Source organism: Azospirillum sp. HJ39, from assembly GCF_041507355.1.
In the GTDB taxonomy this organism is placed as follows: domain Bacteria; phylum Pseudomonadota; class Alphaproteobacteria; order Azospirillales; family Azospirillaceae; genus Azospirillum; species Azospirillum thiophilum.
The window spans coordinates 312749-332615 of record NZ_CP167909.1 but is presented as its reverse complement, the minus strand read 5'-3'; the positions used below and the strand labels follow the sequence as shown (position 1 = coordinate 332615).

Sequence of the window (19867 nt, the reverse complement as noted above, 5' to 3'; positions counted from 1 at the left end):
ACCCGACCCTACCCCTCATCGGACACTCTCCATGCGGTGATCACACGGGCGGCACCGATGGCGAGCGTCGCATAGACCGCCGCCAGACACCACAGCGTCACCCAGTTTTTCGACACGTCGGCCAGACTGGCCCCCATCTGGTTCAGCCGAACCAGCCCGTCGATCCCGGACGTGCTGGGAATGATCAGGCTGGCCTGGCGCAGGACCGCGGGAATCGCCTCGACCGGCCACGCCACGCCGACGAGGAAGAACAGCGGCAGCCCGAGGGCGATGAACAGCAGGACGGCGGTCTCGCGCCGCCTGAACCACACCCCGACGAACTGCCCGAGGAAGCTGACCGAGAGGATGAAGGGGACGGCCAGGGCGAAGAGGTCGGCCACCCCACCCTCCGCCGGGAAGCCGTAGAAACGCGGCAGGACGATCAGGTACAGCGCGAAACCCGGCAGCACCAGCAGCAGATGGGCCAGTGCCTGCCCGAGGATGGCGGACGCCGCGCCGCGGCGGCGGCGCGCCGCGTGGCTGCCCCGTTCGAAGGTGACGCCGCCGAGCGTGGCCGCCCCCATCAGCAGCGTCTGTTGCAGGATGAGGACGAAGGCGGCGGGAACGACGTAGCTGGCGTAACCGCCGGTCGGGTTGAACAGGGGTTGGTTGAGAATCTCGACCGGCGAGCCGCGCGCCAGGGCCGCCCGGTAGGGGCTGCCGTCGGGACGCGCGCCACGCGCCGCCAACTCGGCGGTGACCGCGCCGGTCGCCTCCAGGATGCCCTGGAGCGTCCGGCTGTAGAGCAGGAAATAGGCGGAATCGACATGGGCCGGCAGCCGCGCCCGGTTGCCCTTCAGCACCTCGCGTTCGGTCCCCGCCGGGATGCTGAGGATGCCGAAGACCTCCCGCCGGGCCAGCGCGGCCTGGGCCTCGGCCAGCGTCGTCGGGCGGGCGGCGACGTGGATCGCCTCGTCGGCGTCGAGCGTCTGGATCAGCGTCCGGCTCAGGTCGGAGCCGTCATTGTCGACGACGGCGATCGGCACCCCGCGGATCAGCTGCCCCAGATAGGGCTGCGGGTAGAAGACGCCGTAGAGCAGCGGCGCCAGCACGATCATCCCGAAGGCGCCGGTGTCGCGCAGGACCCGCCGGTATTCGGCGGTGAAGGCGCCGACCATGCCGGGACCGTCCTCCACCGGCGGTGGCGATGGCCGCGCGGACGCCAGTGGGCGGCGCGCGATCGACCGCAACCGCAGCCAGCACAGGCCGGACAGCCCGACCGCCATGGCCGCCAGAATCAGGAAAGGCTCGGCCGAGTCCCGTGGCAGCACCCCTCGGGAGGCCTGGTCGAACAGGATCTGGATGTACCAGCGCAACGGCAGCAGCCCGCCCCAGATCTGGGCGAACAGCCCCATCGCCAGCACCGGGAAGCCAACCCCGGCGAAGCCGAAGGCGGGCGAGCAGACGATGCCGGTCAGCGACAGCCCGGCGGCGAGATCGCGGGTCAGCAGTTGGAAGAGGGCGCCGAGCGCCAGGTAGGCGATGACGAGCAGGCAGCCGGCGGCGCCCATCATCACCGGGTCGCCCCGGAACGGAATGCCGTAGAAGCCGTGGATGATGCCCATCCCGACCGCCATCATCACGGCGAACAGGGCGAAATAGGGTGCCAGCTTGCCGACCAGCGCGGCCAGCGGGCTGCCGCCGGCGGCCTCCAGCCACGCGCCGGTGCCGCGGCCCCGGAACTCCGACCCGACGGCGTAGCCGGCGGCGATGGCGACGAGGACGTGCAGGACCGTCGGCAGGATGGCCCGCAGCAGGAACTGGCCGTAGTTCAGGGCGGGATTGGTCAGCACATAGGACTCGACGCCGAGCGACCCCGGCGCCGCCCCGCCGCCGGCGCCGCCGGTGGCCGGCAAGGCCGCCGTGGCCGCCGCCAGCGCCGCCTGCAGGGCGCTCGACGCGATGTTTCCGGGGCTGTAATACTGCTTGTTGTGGAAGATGACGATCTGCGGGCGCTTGCCCGCCATCAGGTCCCTCTCGAAGCCGCGGGGAATGTGGACGGCGGCGATCGCCTCGCCCGAGCGGATCGCGTGCATCGCGCCGGTGAGGTCGCTGGAGCGCTGGAACACGCTGACGCCGGGCGCCGCGCTGATCGCCTGCGCGTAGGTCATCGAGGTCTGCGAACGGTCCTGGTCGACGACATCCACATGAAGGTCGCGAACCACCGCGCTGCTGAAGGTCGCGGCGAGCAGCCCGAAGGCCAGCAGCGGGATGACGACGGCCAGCAACAGCGCGACCCTGTCGCGCCGCATCCATTGCCATTCGCGGGCGGCGACGCGCAGGATGCCGGGAGCGGTCGCCATCGGAGCGGTCGCCATCCTCTTCACGGCATCCTCCCTCACCGGCTTGCCATCCAGTCCGTATAGACGCTCATGCCGGGACGCAGGTCGGGGATGCGCTCGACCGGATAGGCCCGCACCTCGAAGGTGCGCAGGTCGAAATCGCCGGTCGCGCGGGTCGCCCGCCAGCCGGCATACTCGCCGCGCGTCGCGATGCTGCGGATCTCGACGGTGACAGCGCCGTCGCGCAGGGCCGGAATCCGCGCCTGGAAGCGGTCGCCCGGCTTCAGCCCCTTGACGAGATCCTCGCGCAGGTCGAAGCGCAGCCAGACATCCGCGAGATCGACCAGCGAGAGCAGCGGGACGCCGGGCGACACATATTCGCCCGGCTCCGAACCTATCTGGTAGACCTGCGCCGCCGCCGGCGCCCGCACCGTCATTTCCGCGACCTGCGCCTTCAGCGTGGCGATCGCGGCCTCCGCCTTGGCGACGCCGGCCTCGCTCACGCCGCGTTCCTCGGCGGTGAAGCCGGCCACCGCCTCGGCATAGGCGAGCCTCGCCTGTTCCAGGCTGCGCTGGGCGACGTCGAGCGCCGCCGTCGCCTCGTCGAGCTTCTGCACCGACGCGAAGTCCCGTCCGGTCAGTTGCCTGGTCCGGTCGTAGGTCTGCCGCGCCAGCGTCGCGCCGGCCTCGGCGGCGGCCACCGCCGCCTTGCGGGCGGCGACGGTCTCGGCGCGGGTTCCGGCCTGGACGCGGGCCAGATCGGCCAGCGCCACCGCCTTGGCCGCCTCGGCCTCCCGCAGCTTGGTCAGCAGCTGCGGATTGTCGATGGCGAGCAGGACTTGCCCGGCCGCGACATCGTCGCCCCGCGACACCGGGCGCTGGCCGACCCGGCCATCGACCCGCGCGGCGATGTCGATGCGGGTGGCGTCCGCCTCGCCCTGGACCAGCAGGGGCTGGGGCCGGGTCAGGTACCACAGCGACGAGCCGACGATCGCCGCCACCGTGACCGCCACGATGACGGCGGCGGCGGGTGACGCGCGGAGCGGGGGAGCGGCAAGAGCCGGATCATCCCGGCCTGGTGGAAAGGGCGGCGTCCGGTCGCTCATCCGGGCCTCCTCGTCCCAGGCTTACGGCACGGGAGGCTCGGGGCGGCGGAAACGGCACGGCAGGTCGGCATTCAGGCGCCCCAGGCCAGGGTGACGCCGACGTCGCCCGGCATGCCGCCGGGAAAGCTGATGATCTCGACCGACAGGACAAATCCCTTGGCCTTGAGATCCTGTTGCCAGAATTCGTAGAACTCCCGCGCGACTCCCTGCAGGGTATCCGGCCACCCGTCTTCGCGGGCATTGATCTTGCGCCCGCCATCCGTGCACCAGTCGCTTGGGAAATGGCCGAGCAGAATTTCGCTTTCCCCGTTCCCGGCGGCGCTGCGGACCCGTCCCATGATCCGGTCGATGGTTTCGGGAGTGAGCGAACTGGAGAGAAACAGCTCTTTCCGGTGGGTCTTCTCGTCTTCGGCGGCCTTCGCCGCCCGCTCCTTCTCGGCCAGCCTGGCCCGCCGGCCGTCCTCGATGATGCTGCGCATCTCGGCGGCCGATGGCAGGATCGCCCCCCCGGTATCCGGCCGGGCCGGATCGTCATGCGTCGTCATGGTGACACCCTTCCTGTGAGGCCCGGCGCTTCAATGGACATCGGGCCGAATGACGTTTGGACGTCAGGACGGAGTCAGGCCGTTGCCGGCCTGAAAGCCTTTCCAGTGTAATGCGTTCAGCGAGACGTTCGCCGGCAATCTTGTGCGGTGCGGCAACGCGGTTCAGGAGGCGATGGAACTGGGTTCGCCAAGGCGTCCGCGGCCTTCGATGGCGCCGCCGGCCCCGTCGGGGGCGTGGAAGAGTGCCTCGACCCGCGCCATCCGCCGTCCGGTCCCCTCCGTCGCTTCCCCGGTCGCGCCGGCCAATCGGCTGATCAGGCCGATCATCCGGTCCCGCTCGGCGGGCTCCCGGTCCAGCAGGGTGGGAATCGCCGCCATGGCGCGCTCCTCGTCCAGCAGCAGAAGCAGATATTGCTCCCGCACCAGAGCCTTGAAGCGGGCGAGGCTGAAGCGCCGGCTGCCCGGCTCCTGTTGCCGGATCCGACGCAGCATGGCGAAGCCGCGTTCGTCCGCGCCGAAATGGGGGCGGCCAAGCCCGATATGGAGCAAGGCACGGACCGCGGCCTCGGTCGCGCCACCCTGATCGACCCGCGCTTCGAGGGTGGCGATGCTCTTTGCCATTGCGGCCTCGCGGAACCGGTCGCGGCCCATCCGCCGGCGTGCCGGCGCCGATCCCGAGGCTCCGAGCCCGACCATTGCCTGTACGGCGCGCGAGCCGTAGAAAGTCAGGAAGAAACGCTCGGTGGCCTGGTCGCGCAGATCCCGGACATGGTCGAGGGTGTCGGCGATCCCTGCCGACACCGCCTCCTGCACGCCGAGAAGCGGGTTGTCCGGGGCGACCGGCTTCCGGCCGGCGCGGACATGCTCGGCCAGCGGCGCGACCGGTCCCATCAGCGGGTTCCGGTCGGAGAAGGCGGCGTAGCGTTGGCGGTAGGGATGCGCCTGGCGCAGCCAGGCCGCGCTCTGCGGCGTCGTCAGGCCGCGCACCAACGGGCCGAGCAGGGCGCGGTACAGGCCCTGGTTGATGTCGGAAAGGCGTGCCAGCGTGGCGAAGCGCCGGTCATCCTCGGCATCGTTGCCGCCGAGCGCGCGGATGTCGTCCAGCCCGCGCCGCTCGAACCGGACGACATGGTCGCCCGACACCAGTTCCGCATGGATCGTGGCCCCGGTCTTCTCCGTGAAGACAGCCTCGTAGAGGCCGGGGGGAAGAACGTCGATCAGATCCATGGTCCGCGTGAATTCGTCATGCTCCTTGGTCGCGACCTTCGCCGAGACGAAGATGCCGAGATGGCCGATGCTCTGGTGCAGGGAATAGACGATGGTCTGCCCCCCGGCGATCAACTCGCGGTCGGTGTCGTAGAGGTCGAGAATCCAGCCCAGCGCCTGCTGCGGCGGCGTGATGTCGTCGCCGTGTGAGCAGAACACGACGATCGGCGCCGTGACGTTGCGGAGATCGACGCGAACACCGTCCGAGAACCGGATTTCCCCGCTGGACAGCTTGTTCCCGAGGAAAAGCTCATCGGCGATGAACTGCATTTCCACCGCGTTCAGAAGGATCGGACTGCCCCACCATTTTTCAAAGTCGAGGAAGCGGCCCGCTTCGCTGTCGATCTTGGAATAGACGTTGTAATTCTTCTTCCACAGCGTGTTGGCCGGGTTCATCCGCTCGAAATTCGCCACCAGGGCGGCGCCGTCGAAGATCCCGGCACCAAGATCGCCGCTGAGCGCGGTGAGCCAGGTGCCGCCCAGAAGGCCGCCGAGATAGCGCAGGGGATTCTTCCCATGGACCCCGGCCCAATAGGACAGCGGCGCGCCGGCCAGCAGGAGGGGGCCGGTCGCTTCCGGCCGGGTCGCAGCCATCATCATGATCTGCCAGCCCGCCTGGCAATTGCCGATCAGGCAGGGCTTTCCCTCGGCGTCGGGGTGGAGGGCAGCGACCTTGTCGACGAAGGCGGCCTCCGCGCGGCAGACATCTTCGACGGTCTGGCCGGGCACCGGTTCCGGCAGGAACCCGACGAAGTAGCAGGGATGGCCCGCCTTCAGGACGACGCCGATCTCGCTGTCGCGCTTCATGCCGCCGATGCCGGGACCATGCCCGGCGCGGGGATCGAACACGATGAAGGGCCGCTTGGCCGGATCCGTCACGGTTCCCGGCGGCGCGGTGATCCGCACCAGGACGTAATTGACCGGCCGCTCGAAGCCGCGCCCATCCGCGACGATCTCGAAGGGGAAGCTGAGGACGTTCGGCCCGGTCCGGGCGATGTGTTCGAAATGATCGTTACCGCGCCGGCGCAGCATGTCGAGGAACAGCACCGACCGTTGCGCCGCGTCGATCCAATAGTCCTGCGCCTGCCGGGCAAACTCCAGCGCCGGCCATGGATAGGCCGGGGCGCGGCTTTGAGTCCGGTGCCCGGTATCGGCCGAAACGAACGCCGTTTCCATGGAATCTCCTTGTCATTGAAAGAGACGGCCCCGATTGAACAGCCAATCTCAAGAATACCGCTGCCGATTTCGTGGACGCCGCTCGATTCATATCTCGGCAGAAAACTAAATAACGCAGCATGTGCCGGTTTATTATTATTATTGGTTACGGTCGCTTCGCAAATGAATCTTCATCATTCATACAATGAACAGGATTCAGCAGGCTGTGAGGGCGGATTCGTCAGACGGGATCGGGGCCGGCCATGGCCGCGATGATCTCCTGGGCCAGCCATTGGGCGCCCGCATCCCGCTCCACCCGCTGGTGCCAGATCATGTCGACATTCACCCTCTGCGGTTCGTAGGGCAAATCCAGCCGCACCAGCGCGTTCTGTTCGGCAGCACGGTCGGCCAGCCGCCCCGGCAGGGTCGCCACCATGTCGCTCACGCCGAGCAGGGGAGGAACCGCCGCATAATGCGGAACCGATACCGCGACCCGCCCGACCAGCCCCTTGCCGGCGTCGTTCATCTCCAGGATCAGCCGCTCGACCCACACCCGGCGGGAGACGCCGCGATCGTCCAGGAACCCATCGAGCGCCTGCTCTTCGCTTCCGGTCAACTCGACGACGACGTGTGGATACTCGAACAGGCGTTCGCGGGTCACCGCCCCTTCGGTCAGCGGGTGGCCCTTGCGGACCAGGACGGCTTCGCTTTCCTGCAGAAGCGTGCCCCGGCGCATCCGGTCCGGCAGTTCGGCGAACCAGCCGATGACGAAATCGAGGCGGCCATCGTCGAGCTGGCGAACCACGTCCATGCGGTTGAGCGGGAAGACACGCAAATCGATTTGCGGCGCCACTGTTCCGATCCGGGCGACGACGCGCGGCAGGACCATGACCGACGCATAGTCGGTGGCGGCGATTCGGAAGGTCCGCACCGCTTCGGACGGAACGAACGTCTTCGAACTCATGGCGTCGGCGATGCGTTCGAGTCCGTTGCTGATCCCGGGCGCCAGTTGCAGCGCGCGGATGGTCGGTTCCATTCCAGAATCGCCGGAAATGAATAACTCGTCGTCCAGCGCCTGACGCAGGCGTGACAGCGCATGGCTGACGGCCGAGGGCGTCACCCCGAGTTGGCGGCTGGCACCGGTGACACTGCGGTGTTGCATGACCGCCTCGAAGACGCGGAACAAGTTCAGATCGAGCCTGCGCATCGGCATTTCACGCATCCTGGGTCGGAAGAGGTGGAGGAGGCCATTTTACGCGGACGATGACGGCGATCTCCAGCAGGCCGGTGTCCTTGGCCGAAAGGGCGCCAGCCTGCCGGAGATCGTCGTCAACGTGGTGTCGGGCTCCCGATGTCCGGGCCTTCATGGAGCGTTTCGACGGGTTCCGGCTGAGTCAGGCGGTCGGCGATCCGTTGGCGGCGCCGCGGCAAAATCGAGCTGGAGCAGACTAGCAGTCCGGACCAAGTCCGGCGGAGTCCGGAACTCTGAACTGATCTTGGCCCGGTTGGGTGGACACCTCAGCTAAGCTCCGAGTGGAGCGGGAAGGTGTCTGATGACGAAGACGAGGCGTTCCTTGACGGATGAGTTCACGCGTGAGGCCGTTGCCTTGCTGGAAGGGAGCGGCCGGCCGCTGGAGCATGTGGCGTGGGAGTTATGCCTGCAGGCCTCGGTGCTGCGGAACTGGCGGCGGGTGGCCCAAGGCCATCCGCCGCGCTCGCGATCCGGTGCCCCTGCCGTATCCGGCACCGCCATCCCGGCGAAGCCGGACGAGCAGACGGCGGAGATCGCGCGGCTGCGACGCGCAGTTGGAGCGCGCCCGGCAGGAACGCGACATTTTAAAAAAAAGGCAATCAGCATCCAACCGACAGCTTCTGGCCGAGGTCCGGCGCGTTCATGGTCGCCACCATGGCCGCTATGGCAGCCCGCGCGTGCATGCGGCCCTCCGTGCAGAGGGCATGGAACTTCCACCATCTTGACGGACGCCATCCCCAAATCGCCCCCAGCCTCCGGAACAAGCCGTTCGTCCGATATCGCCGAAGCGTCATGCCTCCAGTCTCAGCGCGGCGCCATCGACCTTGCCGGGCCGTGGCGACGGTCCGCCCACCGCCCGCAGGCGCAGGCTGCGCCATGCCGGCTGGTAACGACCGGTCGCCTCGGCGGAGACCACCATGGCGTCACCGTCGCGCGCCGTCGTGAACCGGGTCACCAGCCCGGCGCCGTCCCGCCAGCCGGTGGTATCGCCGTCGTCGTCATAAAGCAGGGCCGTGGCGCCCTCCGCATCGCCGCCGATTTCGCCATAGACGACCAGCTCGCGTTCCGTGTCGGTGGCCGGATCGACGCGCAGGTCGGCAGCCGCCAGGGGCAGCAGGGCGCCGGCCCGCACGAACAGCGGGGCGCGGCCGAGCGGAGCCGCCACCGTCACGACCGCTCCGCCCGGATGGTGCGTGCCGTCGTGGAAGAAATACCAGCCGCCGGGATGGTCCGGCAGCCGCACCGACCGGCTCTCCGCCCCCGGCTCCAGCACCGGCGCCACCAGCAGGTCGGGACCGAGCATGAAGGCATCCTCGGTCGCCACCGCGCCCGGATCGTCGGGGAAATCGTAGAACAGCGGACGGGTCACCGGCTCGTCGGCTTCCGCCGCCCGCCACATCCGGGTGTAGAGATAGGGCATCAGGCGGTAGCGCAGACGGATGGCCTCGCGGATCGGATCGATCACCTCCGGGTGCATCCAGGGCAGCGTCGTGATGCCGTCGCTGTTCCAGGAATTCATCACGAAGCGCGGCCAGAAGGAGCAGAACTCGACGAACCGGCAGAGCAGCTCCGGTCCCGGGCTCGGCCCATGGAAGCCGCCGACGTCGTGGCCGATGTCGAACATGCCGGACAGGCTCATGTTGAGCCCCTGGGTCAGGTTGAAGCGCAGCGTCTTCCAGGCGGTGGCGTTGTCGCCCGACCAGGTCTGGCCGTAGCGCCACAAGCCGGCCGCGCCGCCGCGGGTGATGGTGTAGGGCCGCTTGCCCGGGTTCCAGGCCGCCTGGGTCTCGTAGGCGAGCTTGGTCATCAGCAGCGCCTGGGCCGGCCGCGCCAGGGTCTGGGGGAAGGGCCGGCCGTCTCCGGCCGCCACGGCGTCCTCGTCCCAGATCTCGTATTCGTTGTTGTCGTTCCACACCGACACCATGCCGGGGGCAAGCAGCGCCGTCTCGATCCCGTTGCGCCACCAGTCGCGCGCCTGTCGGTTGGTGAAGTCGAGATGGTAGCCGAGCCCGTCCCAGAACTGCGCCACCGCCGGCTTGCCGGTTTCGCCGTCGCTCACCAGCCCGCCGACCGCCGTCACCTCTGCCAGGCGGGGATGGTCGTCGAGCAGGCAGGGCTTCAGGTTGGCGACCGGGTGCAGCCCGGCGGCGTTCAGCCTGGCGAGCGTCGAGGCCGGGTCGGGGAACTTGTCGCGGTTCCAGTGGAAGGCGTAGCGCCGCCCGCCGATCATGGTGTAGCCGGAGCCGAAATGGAAACTGTCGCAGGGGATGGCGTGCTCGGCGCAGCGGTCCACGAAGTCGGCGATGCGGGCGTCGGCATCGGCGGCGTCGGCGATCGCCATCGAGGTGGTGGCGAAGCCCAGCGTCCATTTCGGCCCGAAGGCATGGCCGCCGGTCAGGCGCGAGAAGGCGCGCACCACATCGGGAACGCCCGGCCCGGCGAAGACATAGCCGTCGAGGTCGCCGTCGTCGGCGCGGTAGGAGCGGAACAGGCCGTGGTAGTTGTCGATGGTCGCGCCGAGGTCGATCTCGGCGGTGGCGAGGTTGTCGTAGAAGACCCCGTGCGCGCCCATCGGCCCGGCGACCAGGATGAAGGGGATCATCTTGTAGAGCGGGTCGCTCAACTCCGCGTCGAAGCCGCAGGGATCGACCGCGTCGACACGGAACCGGCGGCCGGTGCGGTCGAGCGGACCGGCCTTGTCGCCCAGCCCGTAATGCCGCTCGTCCCCGGCGCGCTCGACGAAATGGGAGAAGGCATGGGTCTGCCGCGACACGAAATAGGCCTGGGTGCGCCGGTCCTGCAGGAAGGGCGCATCCTCGCCCGTGCGATACCAGGCGATGCCGAAGGGCTCCAGCGTCACGACGGCGCGCAGCGCCGCGCCCCGCAGCGTGACCGTGCCCTCCCCTTCCTCGATGTCGGCGGCCAACTCGACCGGGGGGCAGGCGAAGCCGGCCAGATCCTCGCGCGCGCGCCCCTCATAGGAGGGATCGGTGCCGCCGGGCGCCACCGTCCAGCCACGATCGAGCCGGTAGGCACCGTCGCGCCGCATCAGGATGCGGCCGACATCATCCTCGACGAAACCGACACGCAGGTCGACGCCATGGTCGAGATCGAACACGGCATAGATGCCGTCACGTCCGCGGAAACGGGCTCGGGTCAGGGCCTTCATGAAGGGCTCCGGGCGAAAAGGGGTTCAGGCCGGCAGGCAAGGCCGGCTGCGTCGAAATGGTGGAGATGCTCGCGGCGCAACCGCACCGGCAGCACGTCGCCCCGGGCGAGGCGGCTCTGGCCGTCGCAGCGGATGGTGAGCGGGAGGTCGCCGGGGCCGCCGGTGTTGACAGAGGCATAGAGGAAGGTCTCGCCGCCGAGTTGCTCGACGAGGTCGATCCGGACGGTCATGTCGGCATCGGCCTCCTGGCAGGGCTCGACATGCTCGGGCCGGATGCCCAGCGTCGCCGTTGCGCCGGCCTCCTCCCCTCGCACCAGTTCCGTCGGCAGCAGATTCATCCTTGGCGAGCCGATGAAGCCGGCGACGAAGAGGTTGGCCGGGCGGTTGTAGAGGTCGAGCGGCGTGCCGATCTGCTCGATCCGCCCGCCGTTCAGGACGACGATGCGGTCGGCCAGCGTCATCGCCTCCACCTGGTCGTGGGTGACGTAGATCATCGTCCCGCCGATCTCGGCATGCAGGGCGGCCAGCTCCTTGCGGGTCGCCACCCGCAGCTCGGCGTCCAGGTTGGACAGCGGCTCGTCGAACAGGAAGATCTTGGGGTCGCGCACGATGGCCCGGCCGATGGCGACGCGCTGGCGTTGGCCGCCGGACAGGGCGGCGGGCTTGCGCTGCAGATAGTCGGTCAGGCGCAGCATGCGGGCGGCGCGCTCGACCCGCGACGATATCTCCGCCTTGGCGATCCCCATATTCTCCAGCGCGAAGCCCATGTTCTGGGAAACGCTCATGTGCGGATAGAGCGCGTAGGACTGGAACACCATCGCCAGTCCGCGTTCGGAGGCCGCGGTCCGCGTCACCTCCGCCCCGTCTATGCGGATGTCGCCCGCCGTCACCGTCTCCAGACCGGCGATGACGCGCAGCAGCGTCGATTTCCCGCAGCCCGACGGGCCGACGAAGACGACGAACTCGCCGTCGGCGATGTCGAGGTCGATTCCCTTCAGGACGGCGGTGCCGCCGTAATCCTTGCGGATGCCGCGAAGCTCAAGCCCGGCCATGTCACTTCATCCCCGTATTCGCGATGCCGCTGGTGATGAAGCGCTGCAGGAAGGCGAACACGAGCGCCACCGGCAGAAGGGTCACCACGGTCATCGCCAGCAGATAATGCCATTGTGTCTGCAACTCGCCCTGGAAGGCGTTGAGGGCGATCGGCAGCGTGTGGACCTCGGTCTTGGTCAGCACGGCCAGCGGCCACAGGAACTCGTTCCAGCGCCACATGACCGAGAAGATCGCCAGCACCGCCAGCGCCGGCAACGACAGAGGCATGACGATCCGCGCATAGATGCGCCATTCCGACGCCTTGTCCATCCGCGCCGCCTCGATCAGGTCGCGCGGGATGGTCAGCATGTACTGGCGCAGCAGGAAGACGCCGGTCGGGGTGGCGGCCCCCGGCAGGATCACCGCCCACAGCGAGTCGACGAAGCCAAGCTTGGTGACCACCAGATAGACCGGCGCCAGGATGATCGTGATGGGGATCATCAGGGTGCCGATCACCCCCAGCATCGCCAGCGTCTTGCCGCGGAACTCGTAGATCGACAGGGCGTAGGCGGCCATCGAGTTGATCAGCAGCGTGATGATGGTCGCGACCACCGTCACCACCAGCGAGTTGCTCAGGAAGCGCAGGAAATCGAACTGGGTCAGCGGATCGGTGTAGTTCTCGACCGCGAAGGCCATGTGGCGCACCGGCGTCCGGCGGTCGGCCGGCACGCGGATGGTCTGGGAGGGAGCCGCCGGATCGACCATCTGGGCGACGATGCCGACGCGGCGGACCTGCGCCAGCTCGCGGACCGAGCCGTCCTCCATCGTTACCCGGAACAGCGGCAGGGGCTGCGGATACCCCTCCACCGACACCTCGCTCTGCGCCATCGGCAGCAGCGACGGCGGGAATTCCAGCAGGGCCGACGGCGTCTTGAAGGACGACAGCGCCAGCCAGGCCACCGGCCCGAACATCAGCAGCACGCCCAGCGCCAGATAGGCATAGGACGCGGCGTCGGTCCAATGCCAGGAGCGGCCACCGCGCCGCGCCAGCAGCAGGCGACGGAGTTTTCCGGTCATGATGCCCTCCGCCGGGTCAGGAAAAGCTGGATCAGGGTCAGGACGAACAGCACGGCGCCCAGCAGCACCGACGCGGCGCCGGCCAGCCCGAAATTCTGCACCTGGTTCGCGAAGGCGGTGGTGTAGATGTACTGGACGATCATCAAGGTCGCCGTGCCGGGACCGCCGCCGGTCAGCACGAACACCTCATCGAACACCTGCACCGAGCGGATCAGCACCAGCACCAGCACGACCAGCAGGTTGGGCCACAGCAGCGGCAGCGTGATGCGGTGGAAGACGCGCCAGGGACGGGTCCCGTCCATCTCGGCGGCCTCGTAGACATCGCGCGGGATCGCCTGGAGGCCGGCCAGCAGGATCAGCGTGTAGAAGCCCATATGGGACCACACCGACACGAAGACCGACCAGAACATCGCCCAGCCGGGATCGACGAAGAACAGGATCTTCTCGCCACCCGCCGTCGTCAGCACCGCGTTGAGCAGCCCGTCGCGCTGCAGGATCCATTTCCAGATCAGCGCGACGACGACCGGCGACAGCAGGACGGGGAAGAAATAGACCGCCCGGAAGAAGCCGCGGCCACGGATCGGCCGGTTCAGCACCAGCGCGGTGACGAGCGAGAACAGCACCATCGCCACCATCTGGAAGACGGTGAAGGTCAGCGTGTTCCCCACCCCGCGCCAGAACAGATCCTCCCGGCAGCTTCCGGGGTCGAGGTAGGATCCGCAGTCGAGCAGGCGGGCGTAATGCTCCGCCCCGACATAGGGCCGCTCCGCCGGGAACAGCGCCGTCCCGCCCGTCACCGAGAAGACGATGTTGATTGCAATGGGCAGGAAGACGAACAGGCCGAAGAAGACGAGGTTCGGCAACAGGAAGACATAGGGCATGCGCGCCGCGCCGATCAGGCGCTGCACCGCCCGCATCGGCGGGTCGGTGAGGCGCATCAGCAGGTTGGCGCTTCCCGTGGTGACGGCGGCCGCGGCGGCGGATGGACCGCGCGCGGGGGCTCCGTGCGATCTTAGGGTATCGGTCATGATCCACCGCCCGTTGTTTGGGGGTCGAGGCCGGACGCTACTGCTTCTTCCTGCGCTCGGCGATCTGCTGGGCGACATCGGCGGATATCCGCTGATAGGCATCGTCCAGGCTGGTTTCGCCGACCACCACCTGGCCGAGGCGGCTGATGGCGGCGTTGAAGACGATGCGGCTGCTGGGATCGCCCTGGATTCGGTAGGCGACCGGATCGAGCTTGCCCACCGCGTCGCCGAACACCTTCAGCGCGGCTGCCGCCTGCGGCGAGGCCGACTTGTAGGCGATGCCTTTCTTCGCTAGGCCGATATGGCCCGGCACGAAGAGGGTGCGCGCATAGAACTCGGCGGCGACCTCCTCGCTGGCGAGATAGTCGAGCAGGCGCCCTACCTCGGCCGGATGGCTGCCGGTCTTCAGCGCGACGAGCGCGGCGCCGCCGGGCATGGCGGAGCAGTTGGCCGGGCCGCAGGGCGTCGGCACCGCGATCCAGTCGAAGGCGTCGCCGATGGTCTTGTCGAACTGCGCGGTCTGCCAGGATCCCGATTCGTAGAAGACGACCTGGGCGTTCTTGAACTCCTCGTTGGCGCCGCGATAGGCGGTGCCGGACACCGCTCCCCACAGCTCCTTCGACATCACGCCGGACTTGTGCCAGTCGACGACGAGCTTGGCGGCGCGCTTGAACCCGTCATCGACCGGCTTCAGCTCGCCGCCCACCTCAGCCATCTGCGCGCCCTGCGAGACGGCGAGGCCGAAGAAACGGTGGCCCGACCGGTCGAAGGCAACGGGGAACGGCGCCTGCACCTTGTCGGCGACCGCCTTGGCGGCCTTGGCCCAATCCTCCCAGGTCGCATTCGCGCCCGGCATGGCGACGCCGGCCTGCTCGAACAGCGTCTTGTTGACGAAGGGGCCGGTCACCGTCAGCTGCGTCATGTAGCCGGGGATCGCCGTGCTGTTGCCGGGCACCCTCATCCACTGGAGGAACGGCCCGTAATTCTGCTCCCAATAGGCGGGGTCCTTCACATGGGCGCGGACGTCCATCAGGTAGGGCGCCAGGCCGCCCATGTCGGTGATGCGGGCGAGATCCGGCCCCTGGCCGGAGGCCAGCTGCACCGGCAGCGTCTCGTTGATCGCCTTGAAGGGAACCTGGTCGAGGACGACCTTGACGTCCTTGTTCTTGTCCTCGAACCGGCGGAGCAGGTCGTTCATGACCTCGCCCTCGTTGCCGTCGGAATACCACATGATGCGCAGCGTGGTCTGGGCCTGCGCCTGGGCCGGAACCCCAGCGGACCCGAGGACCGACAACGCCAGCGCACAGCCGGCCACCCATGCTGTCCTTTTCATTGCGTTTCCTCCTGTGGGGGCCCTCCCGGACCCATGCCGATTCTGTGCCGGATCACTGTTCCTGCCGACGCCGGCGCTTGGCGAAAGCCGTTATTTTCTCGGCGTCGCTCTTCGAGCCTTGAACATGGCAAACGTTTGCCTAAACTGTCAACGGGAATGTTCGCTGCACAAATGGAGTGGTTCATGAATGATCGGCGCCGTGAACCGGGCCAGATATCCGGACAAATATCCGGACAAATCTCGCTGGCCGACATCGCGGCCGAGGCGGGGGTATCCGTTTCGACGGTCTCGCGCATCGCCAACGGCGAGCTGGGGCGGGCGTCGCCTGCGACCGTGGCCAAGGTGCAGCGCCTGATCGCGGAGCGCGGCTATCGTCCCAATCCCATTGGCCGCAGCCTGCGCGGCGGCGAAAGCCGGCTGGTCGCCATGCTGGCGCCCAATCTCGACAACCCGGCCATGGCCGCCATCGCGGCGTCGACCGAGGCCGCCTTGCGCGACGCCGGCTATGTGATGATCCTGTGCGACACCCATGACCATCCCGACCTGCAGGACGAGTATCTGCGCGCCATGCGCTCGCGCTTCGCCGAGGGGTTCATCGTGGTGAGCGCGGTCGCCAGTCCGGAGCTGGAGGCGTCGCTGGAGCGGGGCGAGCCGATCGTCTTCGTGAACCGGCGCAATCCCTATGGCGGCGGCCCGTTCATCGGCATCGACAACCGGCAGGCCGGGGCGGATGCGGCAGACCATCTGCTCGCCTGCGACGTGCGCGCGCCGGCCGTGATCCATCCGGCGGACCTCTCCTCGACCATCCGGGAGCGGGTCGAGGGCTTTCTCGACCGGCTGGCGGAGCGGCGGCCAGGCATGGCGGTGCGGCGCTGCGACGGGCCGGGCGCCAACCATCTCGACTGCGGCTATGCCGCCGCGCTGCGGCTCGCTGCCGATGGCGGCTGGCCCGATGGAATCCTCTGCCCGAGCGACCTGATGGCCTACGGCCTCTTCCGCGCCGCCGGCGAGCAGGGGGTGCGCATCCCGGAGGAGTGCCGTCCGGTCGGCATCGACGACAACGACCTCAACGACTGGATCGCCCCGTGGCTCAGTTCGGTCAAGATCCCCTACAACCGGTTCGGCGCCGCCATCGTGGCCGGCCTGCGCGACCTGCGGGCGGGACTCGACGTCGGAGAGATCCTGCTCGACCATCGGCTGGTTCGCCGCCGGACGGGCTGATCCCTGGCCGGCTCATCCCCGGCCGGCGATCCCGCCTGAGGCGAAGCCCTCCGCCGGCGGGGCGGTGGTCCCGCGGCGGATCAGGGTCGGCACCAGCGGCGGCAGCGGCGATGGCCGGCCGCCCTGCAGGCAGTCGAGCAGATAGCCGGCGGCACGCCGGCCGATCTCGTGATTGTCGATGTGCATGGTGGTCAGCGGCGGGTCCATCTGGCGGCTGATGGCGATGTCGTCGAAGCCGGTGATCGACAGATCACCCGGCACCGCCAGCCCCATGGCGCGCGCCTCCAGAAGGGCGCCGACCGCCAGATAATCGTTGCCGCAGATCACCGCCGTCGGCCTGGGTTCTGTCGCCAGGATGGCGCGCACGCTCCGACGGCCGAAGTCGATGCTCCATTCCCCTTCGCACAGATGCTGCGGGCGGATGCCCAGCCCGCGTTCGGCCAGCGCGTCGCGCACCCCGTCCAGCCGGGCGGCGACGCGGTCGTTGCCGGCCGTCGGCTGGACGATGACGCCGATCACCTCATGGCCGAGGTCGAGCAGGTGCCGCGTGATGGTGTGGAAGGCTTGGCGGTTGTCGAAGCCGACGCAGGGGTGCGGGCTGTCCGGGCGGTGGCTGTAGGTGACGACATAGGGGATGTGCCGCGCCTGGATGCTGGGAAACAGATCCGGGCGGTGCGCCTCGCCGACGATGGCCAGAGCCTCCACCCCGCGCGCCAGCATGGCCTGGACGTCGTCGAAAGCCTGGTCGCGGTTGTAGTTGAAGCAGCTGAGCAGCAGCGTGATGCCGCGTTCGGCGAAGGCGGTCTGCATCGCCCCGACCTGGGCGGCGAAGACCTCGTTGTCGAGGGTCGGGATCACCGCCCCAACGATCGAGGTGCGGCGCCGGGCCAGCGCACTGCCGGCGGCATGCGGCATCCAGCCCATCGCCTTGGCGGCGGCAAGCACCCGTTCGCGGATCGCCGGCGCGACCTTCTCCGGGCTGTTGAACGCGCGGGAAACGGTGGCGATGGACACCTCGGCGGCCGCAGCCACATCCACCGCGCGCGGCGGGCGCTTGGGCTTCGGCTCACGCTCTGACATCGGCGGCATCTCCATTGGCCGGTGGGGGGACCGTCTGGATGAAAGCGGTTACACACCCATCACCCTGCGTCAAGTTTGCCGTTGCATCAGTTCGTGCAACGATCTATGTAAGCGCTTACATCGGTGGCGGCCGCGTGACTTCACAGCCTTTCCACCGACCCCAAATCCGAGGCATCCCGCAAGGCCCGCCCCCTGAACGGGCCACCAGAGGAGGAATGGTATGCGCAACGGTCTGTCAGCACTTCTCGCGAGCACCATCACGGCAGGCATGCTGCTGTTCGGCGCCCCCGCCACCGCGGCCGAGATCGGCGCCCACACGATGAAGCTTGCCAGCGCCGGGGCGGACGGGTCGCCGCTGGCCCTGGGCATGGCGAAGTTCGCCGAGATCGTGAAGGAGAAGAGCGGCGGCAAGATCAAGGTCCAGCTGTTCACCAACGGCGTGCTGGGCGGCGACGTCCAGATGATCTCCGCGCTGCAGGGCGGCATCGTCGAGATGACGGTGCTGAATGCCGGCCTGCTCTCCAGCCTGGACGACAGCTTCGTGCTGGTCGACCTGCCCTTCCAGTTCGACACGCCCAAGGAGGCGGACGCCGTCATGGACGGCCCGGTCGGCAAGGCCCTGCTGGACAAGCTGGCGCCCAAGGGGCTGGTGGGTCTGGGCTATTGGGAGCTGGGCTTCCGCCAGCTGACCAACAGCCGCCGCCCGATCGCCACCGTCGACGACATTGCCGGCCTGAAGATCCGCGTGGTCCAGTCCCCGATCTACATCGACCTGTTCAACGCGCTGGGCGCCAATGCCGTGCCCCTGCCCTTCCCCGAGGTCTACACCGCGCTGGAAACCAGGACGGTCGACGGGCAGGAGAACCCGGCCCCCAGCATCCTGACCGCCAAGCTGAACGAGGTGCAGAAGTACCTGACCCTCAGCAACCACATGTACAATCCCCAGGCGGTCCTGATCGGCGCCAAGTTCTGGAACAAGCTGAACGAGGACGAACGCAAGCTGATCCAGGACGCCGCGCTCGAAGCCCGCGACCACGAGCGCCGCGTGTCGCGCGAGCAGGCCGGCAAGGCGGTGGAGGAGCTGAAGGCCAAGGGCATGACCGTCACCGAGCTGGCGCCCGCGGAGATCGAGAAGTTCCGGGCGAAGATCCGCCCGGTGGTGGAGAAGTTCTCGCAGAAGGTCGATCCCGCCCTGATGGCCCAGGCCCAGGCGGAGATCGCCAAGGCACGCGCCGCCCGCTGACCGGCCCATCCGGCAGCGAAGCCCGAGTCATAACCCCGGCCCCCTTGACCCCGGTTTGCGGAGCAGAACCATGATTGTCGTCTTCGGATCGATCAACCTCGACATGATCTTCGCGATGGACGACCTGCCCGGCGCCGGTCAGACCCTGCTGGCGCGGTCGCTGGAGTTGCATCCCGGCGGCAAGGGTGCGAACCAGGCGGTCGCCGCCGCCCGCGAGGGTGCCGCGGTGACGATGGCCGGGGCGGTCGGCGGCGACGGGCTGAAGGAGACCGCGCTGAGCGGTCTGCGCGGCGCCGGCATCGATCTGTCCCGCGTCGCCGTGACCGATCGTGCGACCGGCACCGCCGCCGTCTGCACCGACGCGGCGGGCCGCAACCAGATCGTCGTCGCCGGCGGGGCCAACCTGCAGGCACGCGCCTCCCAGGTGGAGGACGCGCTGCTCTCCCCCGGCACCACCGTGCTGGTGCAGATGGAATCCGATCCCGGCGAGACGGCGGCCTTGATCCTCCGCGCCCGGCGGCTCGGCGCGCGGGTGATCCTGAATCTCGCCCCGGCAGCCCCGCTGCCGCTGCCGGTGCTCAGGGCCGTCGACATCCTGGTGGTGAACGAGGACGAGGGGGCGTGGCTGGGCGCCCATCTGGGATGCGGCGGCGACGCGCCGTCGCTCCGCGGCGTGCTGGGCGGCCGGGTCATCCGCACCCTGGGCGGCGACGGCGTCGAATGGTCGTCGGCTGACGGCAGCGGGCATCAGCCGGCCCCCGCGGTCGCCGTGCGCGACACCACCGGGGCCGGCGATTGCTTCGTCGGGGTCCTGGCTGCCCAGCTCGACCGCGGGCAGCCGCTGGCCGCCGCAATCCGCCGCGCCGCCCGCGCCGCCTCGCTGTCCTGCACGCGGGCCGGCGGACAGGCCAGCCTGCCGACCGCGGCGGAGACCGACGCGGCGCTTGCCGGGGCGGTGGCCGGTGGGCTGGCGGCCGACTGACGGTCCCTTCGCCGCGTCCCCGCCGGCATTCTCCCTTCCCTTGCTTTCGCACCCCTC

14 protein-coding genes and 2 pseudogenes are annotated in these 19867 nt (G+C 68.9%); 5 read left to right on the top strand and 11 right to left on the bottom strand.

What is annotated here, in order from left to right; genetic code table 11:
- Nucleotides 1-8: 8 nt before the first annotated feature.
- The 5 genes from ABMY26_RS08945 to ABMY26_RS08925 all read right to left on the bottom strand — a co-directional run bounded on the left by ABMY26_RS08945 (nucleotide 9) and on the right by ABMY26_RS08925 (nucleotide 7606).
- Nucleotides 9-2357, bottom strand: a complete 2349-nt coding sequence (locus ABMY26_RS08945; protein WP_372395919.1) for an ABC transporter permease — start codon at nucleotides 2355-2357, stop codon at nucleotides 9-11.
- A 20-nt stretch (nucleotides 2358-2377) separates the two neighbouring features.
- The gene (locus ABMY26_RS08940; RefSeq protein WP_372395918.1) at nucleotides 2378-3427 is read right to left on the bottom strand and encodes an HlyD family secretion protein; all 1050 of its coding nucleotides are present in this window, start codon (nucleotides 3425-3427) and stop codon (nucleotides 2378-2380) included.
- Between the two features lie 71 nt (nucleotides 3428-3498).
- On the bottom strand, nucleotides 3499-3972 hold the full coding sequence (locus tag ABMY26_RS08935; protein WP_372395917.1) for a hypothetical protein: 474 nt from the start codon (nucleotides 3970-3972) through the stop codon (nucleotides 3499-3501).
- 162 nt (nucleotides 3973-4134) lie between these two features.
- On the bottom strand, nucleotides 4135-6414 hold the full coding sequence (locus ABMY26_RS08930) for a DUF3141 domain-containing protein (protein ID WP_372395916.1): 2280 nt from the start codon (nucleotides 6412-6414) through the stop codon (nucleotides 4135-4137).
- Between the two features lie 220 nt (nucleotides 6415-6634).
- A complete protein-coding gene (locus ABMY26_RS08925; protein ID WP_372395915.1) occupies nucleotides 6635-7606 on the bottom strand; it encodes a LysR family transcriptional regulator in 972 nt (323 codons plus the stop codon).
- A 340-nt stretch (nucleotides 7607-7946) separates the two neighbouring features.
- Between ABMY26_RS08925 and ABMY26_RS08920 the strand changes: the two are divergent.
- Nucleotides 7947-8082 (top strand): annotated as a pseudogene (locus ABMY26_RS08920) (IS3 family transposase); the annotation flags it as partial.
- A gap of 159 nt (nucleotides 8083-8241) precedes the next feature.
- Nucleotides 8242-8349, top strand: a pseudogene (locus ABMY26_RS08915) (IS3 family transposase); the annotation flags it as partial.
- A gap of 86 nt (nucleotides 8350-8435) precedes the next feature.
- On the opposite strand, the gene ABMY26_RS08910 reads toward ABMY26_RS08915, so the two are convergent.
- The 5 genes from ABMY26_RS08910 to ABMY26_RS08890 are packed head-to-tail and all read right to left on the bottom strand — an operon-like array spanning nucleotide 8436 to nucleotide 15284.
- Nucleotides 8436-10814 carry a TIM-barrel domain-containing protein gene (locus ABMY26_RS08910; protein ID WP_372395914.1) on the bottom strand — a complete coding sequence of 793 codons (2379 nt, stop codon included), beginning with the start codon at nucleotides 10812-10814 and terminating at the stop codon, nucleotides 8436-8438.
- Nucleotides 10811-11866, bottom strand: a complete 1056-nt coding sequence (locus tag ABMY26_RS08905) for an ABC transporter ATP-binding protein (RefSeq protein WP_372395913.1) — start codon at nucleotides 11864-11866, stop codon at nucleotides 10811-10813. Before ABMY26_RS08905 ends, ABMY26_RS08910 begins: the two co-directional genes overlap by 4 nt.
- 1 nt (nucleotide 11867) lies before the next feature.
- Nucleotides 11868-12923 carry a carbohydrate ABC transporter permease gene (locus ABMY26_RS08900; RefSeq protein ID WP_372395912.1) on the bottom strand — a complete coding sequence of 352 codons (1056 nt, stop codon included), beginning with the start codon at nucleotides 12921-12923 and terminating at the stop codon, nucleotides 11868-11870.
- Nucleotides 12920-13951: a carbohydrate ABC transporter permease gene (locus ABMY26_RS08895; RefSeq protein ID WP_372395911.1), complete on the bottom strand. Its 1032-nt coding sequence runs from the start codon at nucleotides 13949-13951 to the stop codon at nucleotides 12920-12922. Before ABMY26_RS08895 ends, ABMY26_RS08900 begins: the two co-directional genes overlap by 4 nt.
- Nucleotides 13952-13988: 37 nt before the next feature.
- Complete coding sequence (locus tag ABMY26_RS08890) at nucleotides 13989-15284, bottom strand: ABC transporter substrate-binding protein (RefSeq protein WP_372395910.1); 1296 nt, start codon at nucleotides 15282-15284, stop codon at nucleotides 13989-13991.
- Nucleotides 15285-15467: 183 nt separating this feature from the next.
- On the opposite strand from ABMY26_RS08890, the gene ABMY26_RS08885 reads away from it, so the two are divergent.
- Nucleotides 15468-16505 (top strand): LacI family DNA-binding transcriptional regulator, encoded by a 1038-nt coding sequence (locus tag ABMY26_RS08885; protein WP_372395909.1) that lies wholly within the window; start codon nucleotides 15468-15470, stop codon nucleotides 16503-16505.
- A gap of 12 nt (nucleotides 16506-16517) precedes the next feature.
- On the opposite strand, the gene ABMY26_RS08880 is transcribed toward ABMY26_RS08885, so the two are convergent.
- The gene (locus tag ABMY26_RS08880) at nucleotides 16518-17585 is read right to left on the bottom strand and encodes a substrate-binding domain-containing protein (RefSeq protein WP_372395908.1); all 1068 of its coding nucleotides are present in this window, start codon (nucleotides 17583-17585) and stop codon (nucleotides 16518-16520) included.
- 220 nt (nucleotides 17586-17805) lie between these two features.
- Here ABMY26_RS08880 and ABMY26_RS08875 point away from each other — a divergent pair, with 220 nt between their 5' ends.
- Both ABMY26_RS08875 and ABMY26_RS08870 read left to right on the top strand, forming a co-directional pair.
- Complete coding sequence (locus ABMY26_RS08875; RefSeq protein WP_372395907.1) at nucleotides 17806-18828, top strand: TRAP transporter substrate-binding protein; 1023 nt, start codon at nucleotides 17806-17808, stop codon at nucleotides 18826-18828.
- Between the two features lie 70 nt (nucleotides 18829-18898).
- A complete protein-coding gene (locus ABMY26_RS08870; protein ID WP_372395906.1) occupies nucleotides 18899-19810 on the top strand; it encodes a ribokinase in 912 nt (303 codons plus the stop codon).
- Nucleotides 19811-19867 lie beyond the last annotated feature (57 nt).